General features: G+C 71.8%; 11 protein-coding genes. 5 read left to right on the top strand and 6 right to left on the bottom strand.

What is annotated here, in order from left to right:
- Window positions 1-106 precede the first annotated feature (106 nt).
- The 4 genes from ACFY0U_RS20160 to ACFY0U_RS20145 form a co-directional block, all read right to left on the bottom strand.
- Window positions 107-1,066, bottom strand: coding sequence for a threonine/serine dehydratase (locus tag ACFY0U_RS20160; RefSeq protein ID WP_388637358.1), 960 nt, complete (start codon window positions 1,064-1,066; stop codon window positions 107-109).
- A gap of 99 nt (window positions 1,067-1,165) precedes the next feature.
- Window positions 1,166-1,843 carry an AIM24 family protein gene (locus tag ACFY0U_RS20155; RefSeq protein ID WP_388637355.1) on the bottom strand — a complete coding sequence of 226 codons (678 nt, stop codon included), beginning with the start codon at window positions 1,841-1,843 and terminating at the stop codon, window positions 1,166-1,168.
- 57 nt (window positions 1,844-1,900) lie between these two features.
- Entirely contained in the window at window positions 1,901-3,319 is a 1,419-nt protein-coding gene (locus ACFY0U_RS20150) for a CAP domain-containing protein (protein WP_388637351.1), read from the bottom strand.
- 82 nt (window positions 3,320-3,401) lie between these two features.
- Window positions 3,402-4,628, bottom strand: coding sequence for a serine hydrolase domain-containing protein (locus ACFY0U_RS20145; protein ID WP_388637348.1), 1,227 nt, complete (start codon window positions 4,626-4,628; stop codon window positions 3,402-3,404).
- Between the two features lie 303 nt (window positions 4,629-4,931).
- Here ACFY0U_RS20145 and ACFY0U_RS20140 point away from each other — a divergent pair, with 303 nt between their 5' ends.
- Window positions 4,932-6,689: a M4 family metallopeptidase gene (locus ACFY0U_RS20140; protein ID WP_388637345.1), complete on the top strand. Its 1,758-nt coding sequence runs from the start codon at window positions 4,932-4,934 to the stop codon at window positions 6,687-6,689.
- Window positions 6,690-6,704: 15 nt separating this feature from the next.
- Here ACFY0U_RS20140 and ACFY0U_RS20135 read toward each other — a convergent pair whose 3' ends face one another.
- Window positions 6,705-7,445: a hypothetical protein gene (locus ACFY0U_RS20135; RefSeq protein WP_388637342.1), complete on the bottom strand. Its 741-nt coding sequence runs from the start codon at window positions 7,443-7,445 to the stop codon at window positions 6,705-6,707.
- 95 nt (window positions 7,446-7,540) lie between these two features.
- Here ACFY0U_RS20135 and ACFY0U_RS20130 point away from each other — a divergent pair, with 95 nt between their 5' ends.
- Genes ACFY0U_RS20130 through ACFY0U_RS20115 form a run of 4 tightly spaced genes read left to right on the top strand, consistent with a single transcriptional unit; the run spans window position 7,541 to window position 14,092 of the window.
- A complete protein-coding gene (locus ACFY0U_RS20130) occupies window positions 7,541-8,707 on the top strand; it encodes an ROK family protein (RefSeq protein WP_388637339.1) in 1,167 nt (388 codons plus the stop codon).
- A 26-nt stretch (window positions 8,708-8,733) separates the two neighbouring features.
- Complete coding sequence (locus tag ACFY0U_RS20125) at window positions 8,734-10,527, top strand: alpha-galactosidase D (protein WP_388637336.1); 1,794 nt, start codon at window positions 8,734-8,736, stop codon at window positions 10,525-10,527.
- 20 nt (window positions 10,528-10,547) lie between these two features.
- Window positions 10,548-12,896: a glycoside hydrolase N-terminal domain-containing protein gene (locus tag ACFY0U_RS20120; RefSeq protein WP_388637333.1), complete on the top strand. Its 2,349-nt coding sequence runs from the start codon at window positions 10,548-10,550 to the stop codon at window positions 12,894-12,896.
- Window positions 12,893-14,092 carry an SGNH/GDSL hydrolase family protein gene (locus ACFY0U_RS20115; RefSeq protein ID WP_388637331.1) on the top strand — a complete coding sequence of 400 codons (1,200 nt, stop codon included), beginning with the start codon at window positions 12,893-12,895 and terminating at the stop codon, window positions 14,090-14,092. Before ACFY0U_RS20120 ends, ACFY0U_RS20115 begins: the two co-directional genes overlap by 4 nt.
- On the opposite strand, the gene ACFY0U_RS20110 is transcribed toward ACFY0U_RS20115, so the two are convergent.
- Entirely contained in the window at window positions 14,093-17,011 is a 2,919-nt protein-coding gene (locus ACFY0U_RS20110) for an AAA family ATPase (protein ID WP_388637328.1), read from the bottom strand.
- Between the last annotated feature and the right edge of the window lie 27 nt (window positions 17,012-17,038).

Raw genomic sequence — 17,038 nt, 5'->3', positions numbered from 1 at the left:
TGTCTCTCACCTTTCCCACAGGTACGGGGGGCGTGACGGGGTGCGTTCACCGGAAACCGGGGTGCTTTTCCTGATGAGCTGTCACGAGAGGGGTTTTGACGAATGGTCAGAGCAATTCGAAACGTTCTGCCCAGGTTTTGACATCACCGGTCGTCGCGTTGCCCCCGCACACCACCAGTCCCAGCCGGGCGCCGTCGCCCACCCGCTCAAGCACCCGCCGGGCCGCGGGCAGCAGACAGCCGGCGGCGGGCTCGGCCCACACCTTGGCGTGGTCGGCGAGCTGGAGCGAACCCCGCACCGCCTCCCGGTCGCTGACCACGAGGACCTCGTCGACGAGGGCCGACACATGGTCGTATGTCAGTTGCGACACGGACGGCGCGCTGAGGGTGGACACGATCGACGACAGTGCGACCGGCACCGGGCCGCCCGCGGCCAGCGCCTCGGACATGGCCTGGGCGCCCTCGGTCTCCACACCCCAGATCCGCAACCCCGGGCGCCGGGCGCGCAGCGCCACCGCGACACCGGCGATCAGCCCGCCGCCCCCGATGCTGACGAGCACGTCGGTGAGGTCACCGGCGTCCTCGGCGAACTCCAGCCCCACGGTGCCCTGTCCGGCGATCACCAGCGGATCGTCGAAGGGGTGGACCAGGGTGAGGCCCTCGTCCCGCAACCGGGTCACCAGCGAGAACGCGCCGTCCATGTCGTCGGTCACCCGCACCGAGGCACCGGCGTCCTTCGCGATCTCCACGGCATGGGCGGGCGCCGAACGCGGCATGACGACCGTCGCCTTCACGTCGAGTGCCGCGGCCGTCATCGCGAGGGCGATGCCGTGGTTGCCGCCGCTGACCGCCACGACCCCGGCCGCCCGCTCGGCCTCGGTGAGCGAGAGCAGCTTCGCCGTCGCACCGCGCGCCTTGAACGAACCCGTGCGCTGGAGGAGTTCGAGCTTGGCGGTCACCGGAGCGCCGAGCAGTGCCGACAGCCCCGGGCTCGGCACGGTCGGGGTGCGGACGACGTGTGCGGCGATCCGCTCGGCCGCGGCTTCGATGTCGGAGATCCCGATCAAGACACTCACCCTTCCGGCACGGACGATCCGCACCGGTTCGACCCTCGCGCGGGTGCGGGGCGCCGGTCAACACCGTTTCGGGCGGCCCGGGTGACCGGCTCAGTGCTGCTGCGGCTTCTGCGGTGTCGCCTCGCTCGGCCGAACGACGACATACCCCTGCCCCTGGAGCATCAGCTGCACGGCCTCGCCCGACCCGCCGCGCAGCATCGACCCGATGGACTGCGAACGGTGCAGCGAGGTCTGGAGGCCGGCGGTCCAGCCGACGACCGCGTCCGTGTCGACGTACACCGGGTACTGCTGTGAGACCGGGATCACCAGCGGGTTGCCCTCGCAGACCAGCCCCAGCCTGCCGCTGCCCGTGAAGACGCTGTTGAACAGACCGCCGCCCGAGATGCCGGCGCCCTTCACCGTCGAGATCCGGTACGACAACGAGGCGTCGAAACACAGGACGTTGCGGCCGTTGACCGTGAACTCGTCGCCCGGGTCGACGTCGACGACGAAGCAGTTCTGCGCCTCCTGCGCGAACCAGGCCTCGCCCTGGCCGCGCACGGTCATCAGCGGCAGCCCCTCACCGGTGACCGCGCGCTTCAGCATGCCGCCGACGCCCTGGCCCTTGCGCTCGAACTGGAGGTTGCCGCGGTAGGCGATCATCGCCCCCTGGCGGGCGAGCATCTCGCCGTTCACCGTGTACTTGAGGCACTTCGCGTTCTCGACCGACATGCCGGGCGTCGTGGCCGGCTGGACCATGTGCTCACTGGAAAAGAGGTCACCCTTCATGGGGGCATGGTGTCCCGGACGTTTCCGTTCCGCCATGGGGCCCACCGGTGTGTCGGTTCAGGCGCCGAAGAGCTGTGTCCAGTAGGTGCCCGACGCGCCGCCGCCCGCGAAGCCGATCCCGATGTGGGTGAAGTCGGGTTTGAGGATGTTGGCGCGATGGCCCGGGCTGTTCATCCAGCCCTCCACGACCTCGGCGGGGGACCGCTGGCCGCAGGCGATGTTCTCGCCGATCGAGCGCCGCCTCGCCCCCGCGGCCGCCGCCCGGTCCCACGGCTGGCTGCCGTCCGGCGCGGTGTGGGAGTAGAAGGCGCGGGCGATCATGTCGGCGCTGTGGGCCTGCGCGGCGGTGGTGAGGAAGGGATCGACGGCCAGGGGAGGCAGGCCGTGCCGGGCCCGCTCGTGGTTGGTGAGGTCGACGACCTCGGAGGCCGTACGGCTCAGGTCGCCCGGGGTGAGGGGCCTGGCCCACAGCGCTGTCCAGTACGTGTCGCCGGTGCGGCTGTCGGACGCGTGGGCCAGACCGGCGTGGGTGAAGGCCGGGTCGTTGAGGGTCTGGCGGGGCTGGGCGGTGCGCAGACAGTAGTCGACGAACTCGGCGGGGGTGCGCGGGCCGGAGACGAGGTGTTCGCCGACGGTGACGTACGCGTATCCGGTGGCCGTGAGCCGCTGGTAGACGGAGACGCCGTCCGCGACCTGGACGCCGAGGCGCCGGGCTGCCGCCATCGCGGAGGCGTGGGCCTGGGCGGCGGAGGTGAGGCGGGCGTCGGGGGAGACGGGCGGGGAACCGGCGGCGGCGCGGGCGGAGTTGACCAGGGGGAGGAAGCCGTCGGGGGAGGCGGCCGCGTGGGGGGAGGAGCTGCGAGGCCAGACGAGTGTCGGGGGCGTGCGCGGGGCCACGGGCGCCGAGGGCATGCGCGGGGCCACGGGCGGCCGCGAGGGCATCGGCGCGGGAGCGGGCGTCGACGAGGCCATGGGCGGGGCGGAGGCCGGGCCCGGGTCCTCGGTGACGTCCACCCCGAAGTCCCGTGCCAGCCCCGCCAAGCCGTCGGCGTACCCCTGCCCCAGCGCGCGCAGCTTCCAGCCCGGGCCACGCCGGTAGATCTCCGCGAGCAGCAGCAGGGTCTCCTGGCGCGGGCGTGGCGGGGCGAACCGGGCGAGCGTGCGGCCGCCCGGGCCGGTGAGGTGGAGGGTGGGTGCGGGCAGCCGGCCCAGGGGAGTGCCGGGGTCGGCGGGGGTGACGGCGACCGTGATCCGGGTGGCGCCGGCGCGCAGCCGGGCCGGGTCGAGGGCCAGGGTGTCGCCGGACAGCCGGGCTCCCGGGGCGGCGGGCTGGTTGTAGAACACGAAGTCGCCGTCGCCCCGGACCTTGCCGCTGTCGTCGGTGATGAGCGCGGACACATCGAAGGGACCGGGCACCCGGACGGTCACGGCACCGCCCGGGAGGGGCAGATTGCCCCCGGGGACCAACTCGGTCATCGCGCCGTCCTGGTGTCGTCGTACGGAACCCGCTGGGGGTTGTCCGAAGAACGTGCGCCCGGCCGCAGGGGTTCCCGCCCGGTCAGTCCAGCGCGACTCCGGGGGCGATGTCCTCGTGCCGCTCGACGTGCGCCGAGCCTCGGACCGTCGCCGCCCGCTTGCCGCAGAACGCCGACTCCAGGGTGCCCGCCATCGTGTTGAGCACCGTCGCGTTGTTGGAGGTGGTGGCGAGCGCACTGAGGCTGCGCTTGCCGTCCTTCGACGTGAACGCGTACGTGTAGTAGCCCTGGACGGCGCCCGTGTGGCCGTACACCGACGTCCCGCACGACAGGGTGCGGCGGCGCAGGCCCAGGCCGTACGCCGTGGTGCTGTTGACCTTCCACCACCGCTGCATCTGCTCCAGGCTGTCGGCGGAGGTCAGCTTTCCGCCGAGCAGTGCCGACAGGAAGGTGTTGAGGTCTTCGGCGGTGGAGATGAGCGCGCCCGCGCTCTGCGCCCAGGACGTCGTCTGCACGGTGGCGTCGATCGGCGCGGCGCCTGCCGTGTCCGACGTCATGTAGCCGCGGGTGTGGCGGCCGGGGATCTTCGTGGCGGGGTGCACGTACAGCGTGTCGCGCAGGTCGAGCGGCTCGATGATGCGGCTCTGGTAGGCGGTTCCCACGGAGCGGCCGGTCAGCTTCTCGATGAGCATGCCGGCGACCACGAAGTTGGTGTTGGAGTACGCGTAGGCGGCGCCGGGGCTGTTGGTGCGGGCGTGCGCCAGCGAGCGGTTCAGCAGCTGGCGGTAGGTGAAGACCTTGGTGCGCACGGCCTCGAAGCCGGGGACCGACTTCGCGAACATGTCGTTGGTGTAGTCGTACAGACCGCTGCGATGGCTCAGGACGTGCCGCACGGTGATGCGGTCGTCGGGCAGCAGGCCCGGCAGATAGTGGTTGACCGAGGCGTTGAGCCTGAGCTTCTTCTCGTCGCGCAGTTGCAGCAGCACCACGGCGGAGAAGGTCTTGGTGACGCTGCCGATGCGGAACCGGTCGAGGGTGCTGATGGTCCGCAGGGTCTTGCGGTCGGCGACGCCGGTGACCGTCCGGTGGACGGTGCCGCCGTCGTCGATGCGCGCCATCGCGCCGGGTGCGCCCTGCCGCCGGGCGGTGCGCAGTACGTCGCGCAGCCCTGTGATGTCCGGCTGGGGCAGGGCCGCGGCGCTGGTCGGGACCGTGGCGTTCTCGTCGGCCGTGGCGTGGGCCGGGACCGCGAGCAGGGACAGCAGGACCGCGCCCGAGACCGTCGCCCTGCGCAGCGTTGCTGATGTCATCCGAGTGTTCTCCCGTTTCTCCTCGATGCGAGATCGATCACACGCACACCGGGCAACCTCCTCGCACCCCGTCACATCTCCACAGCCGACGCACAGTTGGTCACTCGTTGCTCACTGAGCGCTGCGGATTCGCAAAGTATTGCCATGAAGTGTTGGAAAAGCGACTATTCCGGCTTTACATGGACATGACTCATCCGTAAGGGTTTCGTTCCGGGGCCCGACCAGCCCCCATGGCGCTCAACCGCGCCATGACCCAGGGCGGTTGGTGATCCCGGCCGCCTTCGCACGAAGGAACCCTCAACAGTGCGTAGACCCCCTATACGCAGCCTGGCCGTCGCCGTCGCGGTGACGACGGCCGCCACGGGGCTCGCGGGCACGGCCGTCGCCGACCCGTCCACGGGACAGCCGGCGAAGTCCCCGGCCGTCACCGCCACATCCGTCGTCGAGGCGGCCCGCTCCGCCGCGTTCGCCCACTCCTCGGCCACCGGTGTCGCCCCGGGCGACGAACTCCGGGCCCAGGACGTGCTGATCGACCCGGAGGGCGCCCGGCACGTCCGGTTCGTCCGGGCCCACCGCGGCATGCCGGTCCTCGGCGGCGACCTCGTCGTCCACCTCACCGGGCAACTGGCCTACGCGGGCGTCACCCGAGCGGCCGACCACACCGTCGACCCCAAGGCCGCGCACGCCCGGCTGACGGCCCGGCAGGCCCAGGAGCGCGCCGCCGCCGTCGCCGAGGGGGACGCCGGCCCGGCGGAACTCGTCGTGGACGCCCGTCGCGGTGCCTCGGCCCTCGCCTACCAGGTGCGGGTCACCGGCAGCGCCACCGCCGAGGCGGGCGGCTCCCGCACGGTCGTCGTCGACGCCGTCACCGGCAAGGTGCGCAGCAACACCCCGGACAGCGACGAGTTCCTCTCGCCCCAGCTCATCGACACCCTGCGCGAGCGCGGCGAGAAGCTGGACCCGGCCACCGGCACCGCCCCGCGGGCCGACGCCCTCGCGGCGACCGCCTCGGGCACCGGCAACTCCCTCTTCGCCGGCAAGGTCACGCTGACCACCACCAAGACGGGCAGCCGCAGCTACGTCCTCAAGGACCCCAACCGCTGGGGCACCGAGACCCGGGACGCCAAGGGCCAGGAGCTGGAGAACTTCGCCCGCGGCAAGAAGTTCACCAGCACCACCAACAAGTGGGGCAACGGCACCGTCTCCAACCGGGCCAGCGCCGCCGTCGACGCCCAGTACGGCATCACCAAGACCCTGGACTTCTACAAGAAGACCTTCGGCCGCAAGGGCATCGCCAACAACTCCAAGGGTGCCAAGGCGATGGTCCACTTCGGCAACAAGGTGGCCAACGCGTTCTGGGACCCGGCCTGCGGCTGCATGCTGTACGGGGACGGTGACGGCGACATGTTCAAGAAGCCGCTCGTCGTCCTCGACGTCACCGGCCACGAACTCACCCACGGTGTCGTGGACGCCACCGCCCGTCTGGAGCCCACCCGCGTGGACGCGGACGGCAACCAGTACGGCGAGGCCGGCTCCCTCAACGAGTCGCTGGCCGACATCTTCGGCTCGAACGTCGAGTTCAGCGCCAACAACCCGAAGAACCCGCCGAACTACCTGCTCGGCGAGAAGCTCGGCCTGGACCAGAAGTTCCTGCGCCGCCTCGACAAGCCCTCCCTGGACGTGCTCGAAGGCGCGATCGACTACTGGTCACCGGCCGTCTACGACGCCGAGGTCCACGCCGGCTCCGGCGTCTCCTCGCACGCGTACTACCTGCTCGCCGAGGGCAGCGGCCGCAAGAAGATCGGCAGCGTCACCTACGACTCGCCGACCGTCGACGGCCTGCCCGTGAAGGGCATCGGACGCGCCAAGGCCACGGCGGTCTACTACCGGGCCCTGACCCGCTACATGGTCTCCACCACCGACTTCCACGACGCCCGCACGGCGACCCTGAAGGCGGCGAAGGACCTCTACGGCGCGGGCAGCACCGAGTACAAGGCGGTGAACCGGTCCTGGGCCGCCGTCAACGTGACCGCGGCCAACACCCCGGCCGCCCGGCACTGACCGCACACCCCGCGGTCAGACCCACTGCCTCTCCACCTCGTCGGACACACCGAACTCGGCGTCGCAGGAGGGGCAGTGGGCCCTGCCGAAGACATACGTCAGGGCGAGTGCCACCTCGTCCCGGCCCGCCGCCACGGCCTCCCGGTGCAGCCGCGCGCCGATCCCCCCGAGCCGCTCCGGAGCCGCCGGCATGAGCCGCGCCCGGCCCTCCTCGTCCTCCGCGCCCGGGCCGGTCACATAGTCGCCCGACGCGGAGAAGTGGCCGTACGAACCGAAGGCGACGAAGAGACCGTCCTCGCACGCTGGGCACTCCAGCTCGTACTCCTCGTTGAGCAGCCCCTCCAGCGCCGCGGACCACACGCCGCCGTCCTCGAAGGCGAGGACGGCCATCTGGAGATAGACGAAGTCGCCCATCTCCAGATCCCGCGCGGCGAACAGCCGACGCGCGACGCCCAGCAGCTCCTCGATTTCATGGGCGAAGCGCTCACGGCGGGCGGGGTCCGAGTCCGTCGTGATCAACCCGGCCATCAGCACCGCCTGGAGCGGCTCGCCGGGCGCCCGGCCCAGCGCGATGTCCGCGAGGACCGGCATCGCCGCCCAGCTCGCCTCGTACACCGACCCCTGATGGCACAGCGCGGACCACAGGTCGTTCCACACCTTGTCGTCCTCGGGGCCGCCGAGCCGCGCGAAGAGTCCCGGGATGTCCTCCGCGCTGCCGTAGGCATGGGTCAGCTCGGCCCAATTGATCGTCGTCATGGGGCGATTGTGCCGCCCGGCACTGACAGTCCGGTCACAGACGAATCCTGCTTCTTTTATTGACGACGGAAAAGAACCACTCTAAGTTCCCGGCCATGCGCCCGATCACTCGCGCCGAGACGTTCCCCGTCAACACACCAGCCGCCTCACAGGTGTTCACCACCGTCCTGTCCCAAGGCCCGCTCGCCCGGCTGGAAGTGGCCCGGCGGGTGGGGCTGTCCGCGGCCGCCGTCACCAAGGCGGTCCGGCCCCTCATCGAGGCCGGCTACCTCGTGGAGGGCGCGGACGAGGAGGCCCGCCCCGCACTCGGGCGGCCCGCGAACCTGGTGCGGGTCGCCGGCGGACGCGCCCTGTTCATCGGCGTCAAGGTGACCGGCGGCGAGATCATCGGCGTCCTCACCGACCTGTGCTGCCGTATCCGCGTCGCCCGCCATGTGCCGCTGAGCGACCGGTCGGCCAAGGCGGTGCTGGCGTCGATCGCGGACCTGGTCCAGGACCTGTTGACCGAGGCGGACGGTGTCCCGGTCCTCGGCCTCGGCATCGCCGTCTCCGGAGACGTGGACCGGACCGAGGGCACCGTCCGCTACTCGCCGTTCCTCGACTGGCGGGATGTCCCCCTCGCCGAACTCGCCACCCTGACCACCGGGTTGCCGGTCACCGTCGACAACGACGTGCGCGCCCTGACCGTCGCCGAGCAGTGGTTCGGCGCCGGCGCGGGCCTGTCCGACTTCGCCGTGGTCACCGTCGGCGCGGGCATCGGCTGCGGCCTCGTGGTGCACGGCCGGGTGGTCGCCGGGGCGCACGGCGTGGCCGGTGAGATCGGCCATGTGACCGTCGACCCGGACGGCCCCCTGTGCCACTGCGGCAACCGAGGCTGCGTGGAGGCGATCGCGGGCGAGGCCGCGATCGTCCGCCGGATCCAGGAGATCACCGGCGTCGAACTCGCCGACGCCGCCGAGGCGTTGACCCTCGCCCGCCGGGGCGTCGCCGGAGCCCGCGAGGTGTACGCACGGGCCGGCGAGGCGATCGGCCGCGGCATCGCCACCGTCGCCAACCTCCTGGGCCCCGAGCGCGTGATCATCTCCGGCGAGGGCCTCGCCGCCTACGACCTGTTCGCCGGACAGATCCGCGACGCCTTCGTCGCGGCCGCCTTCGGCTCCGCCGCACAGTGCGACGTCCAGACCCGCCCACTGCCCTTCGAGGAGTGGGCCCGCGGGGCCGCGGCCACCGCGATCCAGTCCTTCGTCCGAGCCGACACATAACCCCCACGACCCGGGAGGTACGACCCATGCGGTCATCCCCGTACTCCGTCATGCCCGCACGCACCCTCAGAACCCTGGTGGTCCTCGCCCTCGCCGCCGGCGCCGTCACCGTCGCACCGACGGCCGGCGCCGAGACCGCCGCGCCCGCCCTCGCCGCCAAGCCCTACATGGGCTGGTCCAGTTGGAGCATGCAGTCGTCCAAGTACCCCGGCCTCAACCCGGACGGCGACTACAGCTACCTCACCGAGGCCAACGTCCTCAAGCAGAGCGACGCGATGGCCGCCAAGCTCAAGAAGTTCGGATACGAGTACGTCAACATCGACGCCGGCTGGTGGATGGACAAGACCTGGAAGTCCGGGTTCGACCGGTACGGGCGCCAGAAGGCCGACCCGGTCCGCTTCCCCAGCGGCATGAAGGCCGTCGCCGACCGCATCCACGCCAAGGGCCTCAAGGCCGGCATCTACCTGCCGGCCGGCCTGGAGAAGGGGGCCTACGGAGACGGGAAGACGCCGATCTGGAACGCCGACGGCTGCACCACCGCCGACATCGTCTACGGCGACCTGCGCACCACCAACGGCTGGGACAGCTCCTACAAACTCGACTTCTCCCGCCCCTGCACCGCCAAGTACATCGACTCCCAGGCCCGGATGATCGCCGACTGGGGCTACGACTTCCTCAAACTCGACGGCGTCGGCCCCGGCTCCGGCAAGAGCGGCGACCAGTACGACAACGTTGCCGACGTGGCCGCCTGGAACAAGGCGATCGCCGCCACCGGCCGCCCGATCCACCTCGAACTCTCCTGGTCCCTCGACATCGGCCACGCCGAGGACTGGAAGAAGTACTCCCAGGGCTGGCGCCTCGACACCGACGTCGAGTGCTACTGCAACACCCTCGTCAGCTGGGAGAACTCCGTCGACGACCGCTGGGACGACACCCCCGCCTGGACCCGGCACGCCGGACCGGGCGGCTGGAACGACCTCGACTCCCTCGACGTCGGCAACGGCGAGATGGACGGCCTCACCAAGGCGGAACGACAGAGCTACGCCACCCTGTGGGCCATCGCCAAGTCCCCCCTCTACACCGGCGACGACCTCACCCGTCTCGACTCCTACGGCCTGTCCCTGCTGACCAACCGCGAGGTCATCGCCATCGACCAGGGCCCCAACCCGCCCGCCCACCCGGTCACCCCGTCCGACCCCCAGCAGGTGTGGGCCGCGAAGAACCCCGACGGCACCTACACCGTCGCCCTGTTCAACCTCGCCGACGCCCCCGCCGCCGTCACCGCCGACTGGACGACCCTCGGCTTCACCGGAAAGGCGGCCGTCCGGGACCTCTGGAACCACGAGAACCTCGGCACCCACAAGAACAGGATCACCCAGGCCCTGCCGGCCCACGGCTCACGCCTGTTCACGGTCACCCCGCGCGGAGACCGGCTCACCTGGACGGGCGTCGAGGCCGAGTCCGCCACGAACACCCTCGCCGGCAACGCCTCCGTCGCCGACTGCTCCGCCTGCTCCGACGGAAAGAAGGTCGGCAACTTGTACCTCGGCGGCAAGCTCACCTTCAACGACGTCGTCGTCGCCCGGGCGGGCACCTACCAGATCAAGGTCTCGTACATCAGCGGCGACGCCCGCTCGGTGGACGTCTCGGCGAACGGCGGCGGCGCCACCCGCCACAAGCTCCCCGCCACCGGCGACTGGGGGACCGTGTCCAGCGTGTACGTGCCCGTGACGCTCAAGGCCGGCGCCAACACGATCACGTTCGACAGCGGAACCGGCTACGCACCGGACATCGACCGGATCGACATCCCGAAGTCCTGACCGAGCCTCCAGGAGCCGCCATGACCCCCGCCCCCTCCAGACGCGGTGTCCTCGCGCTGACCGCCGCGCTCGCCGCCCTGCCCCCGTTCACGGCGACCGCGGCACCGCACCGACCCGCCGGCTCGCCCGCCCTGGACACCGACGCCGACGCCCGCCACCGGCTCCGGTGGCAGGCCCCCGCCGACGAGCACTCGATGATCGAGCAGGGCCTGCCCATCGGCAACGGCCGCCTCGGTGCCCTCGCGAGCAACGACCCCGGCCGCGAACTCCTCCTCGTCACCGACGCCACGATGTGGACCGGCGGCCTCAACGACACCCTCGACGCCGACGGTCAGTTCCCCTACGGCCGGAACGACTTCGGCTCCTTCACCCTGCTCGCCCGGCTCGCCGTCGACATTCCGGACCACGACCTGTCCGCCGTCTCCGGCTACCGCCGCACCCTCGACCTCGACCGGGGCGTGATCACCACGTCGTACGTCCGCTCCGGAGTGACGTACCGGCGGCAGATCTTCGCCAGTCGCCCCGACGACGTGATCGTCCTGCACTTCTCCCAGAGCGGCGGCGGACGGTACTCCGGCACGGTGGCGCTGGAGGGGACGCATGGCGAGGGCAGCGCGGTGTCGTACGGGGCCGCCTTCCCGAACGGGCTGCGCTACGGGGCCGCCGTGACGGCGTACGGCACCGGTGGCACGGTCAGCGCCGGCGGCTCGGGCATCTCCTTCGCCCGCTGCAAGGAGCTCACCGTGGTGCTCAGCGGCGGCACCAACTACGCGCCCGACGCCGCCGGTCACTACCGGGACCCGTCCCTGCACCCCGAGAAGCTGGCCCGCACCAAGGTCCGGGCCGCCGCCCGTCATACCGCGGACACCCTGCTCAGCACTCATGTCGCCGACCACCGCGCCCTGTTCGGGCAGTTCGACGTCTCCCTCGGCACCTCGTCCGAGGAACAACGCTCCCTCGACACCTGGGAGCGGCTCAGGGCGCGCGCCCGGGACGACGTGCCCGATCCCGAACTGGAGGCCCAGTACCTCCAGTTCGGCCGGTACCTGATGATCGCGGGCTCACGCGGCAGCCTGCCCCTCAACCTCCAGGGGTTGTGGCTCGACGGCAATGACCCGGACTGGATGGGCGACTACCACACCGACATCAACCTCCAGATGAACTACTGGATGGCCGACCGGGCCGGACTGTCCGCGTGCTTCGACGCGTTCACCGACTACTGCGTCGACCAACTCCCCTCCTGGACCGAACTCACGCGCACCCACTTCAACGACCCGCGCAACCGCTACCGCAACTCCACCGGGAAGATCGCCGGCTGGACCGTCGCCATCTCCACCAACATCCACGGCGGCATGGGCTGGTGGTGGCACCCGGCGGGCAACGCCTGGCTGTGCAACTCCCTCTGGGAGCACCACGAGTTCACCGGTGGCCGCGCCCATCTGGAGAAGATCTACCCGCTGCTGAAGGGTGCCTGCGAGTTCTGGGAGGCCCGACTCCTCACCACCACCCTCCCGGGCACCACCGAGGAAGTGCTCATCGCGGACAGCGACTGGTCGCCCGAACACGGCCCGCTCGATGCCAAAGGCATCACCTACGCCCAGGAGCTCGTGTGGGCGCTCTTCGGCAACTACTGCGTCGCGGCGGCCGAGTTGAAGAAGGACACCGGCTTCGCCGACACGATCGCCGGCCTTCGCAAGCGGCTGTATCTGCCGCGGGTCAGCCCGACCACGGGCTGGCTGGAGGAGTGGATGTCCCCCGACAACCTCGGCGAGACCACCCACCGGCACCTGTCCCCGCTCGTCGGCCTCTTCCCCGGCGACCGCATCCGCCCCGACGGCTCCACGCCCGCCGCGCTCGTCGAAGGCGCCACCGCCCTGCTCACCGCGCGCGGCATGGAGAGCTTCGGCTGGGCCAACGCCTGGCGGAGCCTGTGCTGGGCCCGGCTCAAGAACGCGGACAACGCCTACCAGCTGGTCGTGAACAACCTCCGTCCCTCGACCGGCGGCAGCAACGGCACCGCCTTCAACCTCTTCGACATCTACGAGGTGGAACGGGGCCGGGGCATCTTCCAGATCGACGGCAACTTCGGCACCCCGGCCGCGATGATCGAGATGCTGCTGTACTCGCGCCCCGGCCACCTCGAACTCCTCCCGGCCCTCCCGGACGCGTGGGCCGCCTCCGGCTCGCTCACCGGGGCCGGTGCGCGCGGCGGATTCGTCGTCGACCTACGGTGGAGGGATGGGAAACCGACCGAGGCACGCATCCGCAGCACCGGCGGCCGCACCACGACGGTCGCGTTCGCCGGGACCTCCCGGACCGTGGCGCTCAGGCCCGGTGCGTCCGTGACGCTCAAGGACTTCGACCGATGAGGGGCCGCCCCGTCCGGTTCGGCCGGCTGCTGGTGGTCACGCTGCTGGCCGCCGTCCTCCAGGCCACACCGGCGGGGGCCGCCGTCCAGGGCCCGCCCGACGGCGTCGTCACCTGGGGCGCGAGCGCCGACCGCATCGGCGAGGCGGTCGCCGACCGCGGCTACCGCATGGTCGTGCGCACCAGCGTCGCCGGCCGGGACCCGCGCATCCGGCTCTCCAACGCCTTCGGCGACCGGCCGGTGACCTTCGACAGCGTCTACGCGGGCATCCGGAAGGAGGGCGCCGAACTCGTCCGCGGCAGCAACCGGCGGCTCACCTTCGACGGCTCGACGTCCGTCACCGTCCCGCCCGGCGCCACCGTGTACAGCGACCCGCTGCCGCGGAAACTGCCCGCCGGGACCGACCTGGTCGTCAGCGTCCACACGCCGGACGCGGCGGGCCCGCTCACCGGCCACTGGATGGCCATGCAGACGTCGTACGCCACCCAGGGCGACCACACCGCCGAGGAGGGCGGCACGCACTGGACCGAGACCACCGGGTCCTGGTTCTACCTGGACGCGGTGTCGGTGCGCGCCGACGCCGGCGCGGTCGTCGCTCTCGGTGACTCCATCACCGACGGCTGGCAGTCCACGACCGACGCCAACCGCCGCTGGCCCGACTACCTGGCCCGCCGGCTCCAGACCTCGCGGAACACGGTCAAGGGCGTGGCCAACGAGGGGATCTCCGGCAACAAGGTGCTGGCGGACGGCGCCGGGCAGAGCGCCCTGAACCGGCTGGAGCGGGACGTGCTCACCCTGCCCGGCGTACGGACCGTGTTCCTCTTCGAGGGCGTCAACGACATCAAGGCCCACACCGGCGTCACCGTCCAGGACCTGATCGACGGCTACCGGGAGATCCTGGATCGGGCGCACGCGGCCGGCAAGTGCGTGGTCGGTGCCACCGTCGGGCCCTTCAAGGGCTGGTCGGAGTGGGACCCGGCCGCCGAGGCCGTACGCCAGGAGGTCAACGCGTTCATCCGCAACAGCGGCGAGTTCGACGCGGTCACCGACTTCGACCGGATCCTGCGCAGCCCCTACGACCAGGAGCGGATGCTCCCCGCCCTGGACGGCGGGGACCACATCCACCCCAACGACAAGGGGATGCAGGCCATGGCGGACGCCGTCGACCTGCCGAGCCTCGACTGCCGGGACCGCTGATCACCCCGGGGCGATCAGGCCTTCCCGATAGGCCACGGCCACCGCCTCGGTACGGCTCGCGGCGCCCAGCTTGGCCAGGATGTTGGAGACGTGCACGCTGGCCGTCTTGCCGCTGATGAACAGCTCCTCGCCGATCTGCCGGTTGCTGCGGCCCAGGGCGAGGAGCTTCAGCACGTCCTGTTCGCGGGCGGTGAGCGGGGAGGTGCCGGTCGCGGTCGTCGGGGTGGCCGAGAGGCGGCCCCGGCGTATGAGCTGGTCCGTCCGGTCCAGCAGGAGCGTCGCCCCCAGCCGCACGGCGGTCTCCCGCGCGGCGGTCGCCTCGGCCGCCGCCTCCTCGCGCCGATCGGCCGCCAACAGGGCCTCGGCGAAACGGAGTCGGCAGCGGGCGAGCTCGTAGGGGTCGCCGAAGCCGAACGCGGCGACCGCCTTCTGCCAGGCCGTCGGGTCCGGCCCGGACACCGCCCGCGCCCACTCCGCTTCGGCGCGTGCCAGCCAGGCCTGTCCTTCGGGCCCCTGCGGATTGCCGTCGTCGCCGCGCATCGCCGTGTGCCGGGCCAGCTCCACCAGTTCGTCCGCCGTGGCCGCCCAGCGTCCCGCACCCGCCGCGTCGCCGGCCTGCCGCAGCCCGGCGGCGGTGTCGGCGACCGCGGACAGCGCGAGGGCGGCGAGCCGGACCGAGACGTCGGGACGGATGCCCGCGTCGTCGGTGAGCGCCTTGACGGACGAGCGCACTTGTTCCACCGCTGCCTCGGCGTCCCCGCGCAGGGCCGCCGCCTCGGTCAGCGCGATACTCGCGACGAGTGTGGCCATCCAGTCGAAGTGGCCCCGGAGCAGAGCGCGGGCCCGGTCGACGGCCGTGAAGTCGCCGCGCGCAAGGGCGACATAGAGCGCCGGCCCGGCCGCGTAACCGTCGAGCGCGGGCAGCGTCCCGGCCCCGTGCGCCGCCCGCAGCGCCTCGTCCCAGCGGCCCAGCGTGTAAAGAAGCAGTAGCTGGAGATGGCGCATCGCCTGGGGGTACAGCGAGGACAGCAGCCCGGCACGGCGGGCCCGATCGATGCCCTCGGCCAACCAGGGGAGCGCCTCCTCCAGGTCCCCGGACTCGTAGCTGCCGATCGCGAGATTGAACAGCGCCCGCAGCTCCACGGACGCATTGCCCGAACCCTGCGCCAACTCCCGGGCCTCACCGAGGCGTTCACGCCCCTCCGGGGTGCGGCGGCCCGCCCCCTCCAGGCCGGCGAGGGAGATGAGCAGATCGGCTCGGGCGTCCGCAGCCCCCAGCTGCTCGGCGACCCGCAGCGCCTCGCGTGCGACCCGCAGCGCGGTCTCGTTCTCGCCGACATGGCGAGCCGCCATCACATGGGTGGCCGCAGCCCACACCCAGGTCCGCGACGGCGGATCGGCCGGGATGAGGGCGAGCGCCTCGCTGCTGTACGCGAACGCCGCGGTCAGGTTGTCGACGCTGATCAGGTTCCCGGCGAGGGTGTAGCGGACCCGGGCGGCGAGTTCGGAGTCGGCATCCTGGTCGATGCCCGCGAGCGCGGCCCGGGTGAGGGAGACCGCACGGTGCGACTCACCGGCGTGCGCGGCCGAGGCCGACGCCCGCAGTGTGAGGGTGACCCGGTCCTCGGAGGGACGTGCCGACGGCTCCACCGCCGACCACAGGTCGAGGGCCGCCTCCAGATGCCGTAGCTCCTCGGCCGGAGCTCCGACTCGCTGGGCGTGGTCGGCAGCCTCCAGTGAGGCGGCCAGGGCCTCGGCGAGATCATGGCTCTCGCGGTAGTGGTGGGCTCGCTCCGCCGCGGACTCGGCCCGATGGCCCCGCCCGGACAGCAGCCGGGCGAACGCGCCGTGCAACCGGGCCCGTTCACCGGGCAGGAGATCGGCGTAGACGGCCTCGCGGGCGAGCGCGTGCCGGAAGGAGTACGTGTCCCCGTCGCCCGGTACGAGAAGTTGCCTCCCGACGGCCTCCCTCAGCGCCGACTCCAGCTCGTCCTCCGGAAGCCCGACGGCCTCCCTCAGCAGATCGTGCTCGACCCGCCGCCCGGCGACGGCCGCCGTGCGCAGCACCAGCTGAGCGGTGTCCGACAACTGCTCGAACCGGATCAGCAGTACGTCGGCCAGGCCGCTCGGCACCCCGCCCGCCCCGGTGTCGGTCGCCGCGACCAACTCCTCGGCGTAGAAGGCGTTGCCCTCGGCCCGCTCCACGATCCGCCGGACCGTGACGTCCGGCAGCGACTGCTCCCGCAGAGCCTGCACCAGCCGTGTCACCTCGGCGTCGCCCAGCGGCCGCAGCTCCAGCCGCTCCACGGCCGGCAGCCGCACCAGCTCGGCCAGCAGCGGCCGCAGCGGATGGCGCCGATGCAGATCGTCCGCCCGGTACGACGCGAGGACCGCCAGCCGATGGGTGGGCGCCCCGCCCGCGGACCGCTGGAGGATGCCCCTGCTGAGCAGGAACCTCAGCAGGTCCCGCGAGGACTGGTCGGCCCAGTGCAGATCCTCCAGCACGAGCAACAGCGGTGCGACATCGGCCAGATCGGCCAGCAGCCCCGCCATGCCCTCGAACAGCTGCAACCGTCCGCCGTCGCCCTCGCCCCCCAGCAGCCGCCCGGTCACCGGGTGTCCGGAGAGCACCGGAGCGAACCGCTCGTCGGAGGCGAGGACCCCGAGGATCTCGGTGAACGGCAGATACGGCAGTCCGACGTCCCCGAGGTCCACACAGTGCCCGGTGAGCACGGTCATCCCGGCACGGGCGGCCCGCTCGGAGGCCTCGCCGAGGAGCCGCGTCTTGCCGACTCCGGCGTCCCCGGCGATCAGGACGGCACGCGCCTCACCTCCGCGGGCACGCGACAGCACACCGTCGAGCCGGGCGAGTTCGTCGGCACGGCCGATGAGGGGAGAGGAGAAGGAGGTCGGAGGCACGGACACATCCTGTCACCAAAGCACAGA

Source organism: Streptomyces sp. NPDC001536 (assembly GCF_042894505.1).
Lineage (GTDB): Bacteria > Actinomycetota > Actinomycetes > Streptomycetales > Streptomycetaceae > Streptomyces.
This window is presented reverse-complemented; position numbering and strand designations above follow the sequence as displayed.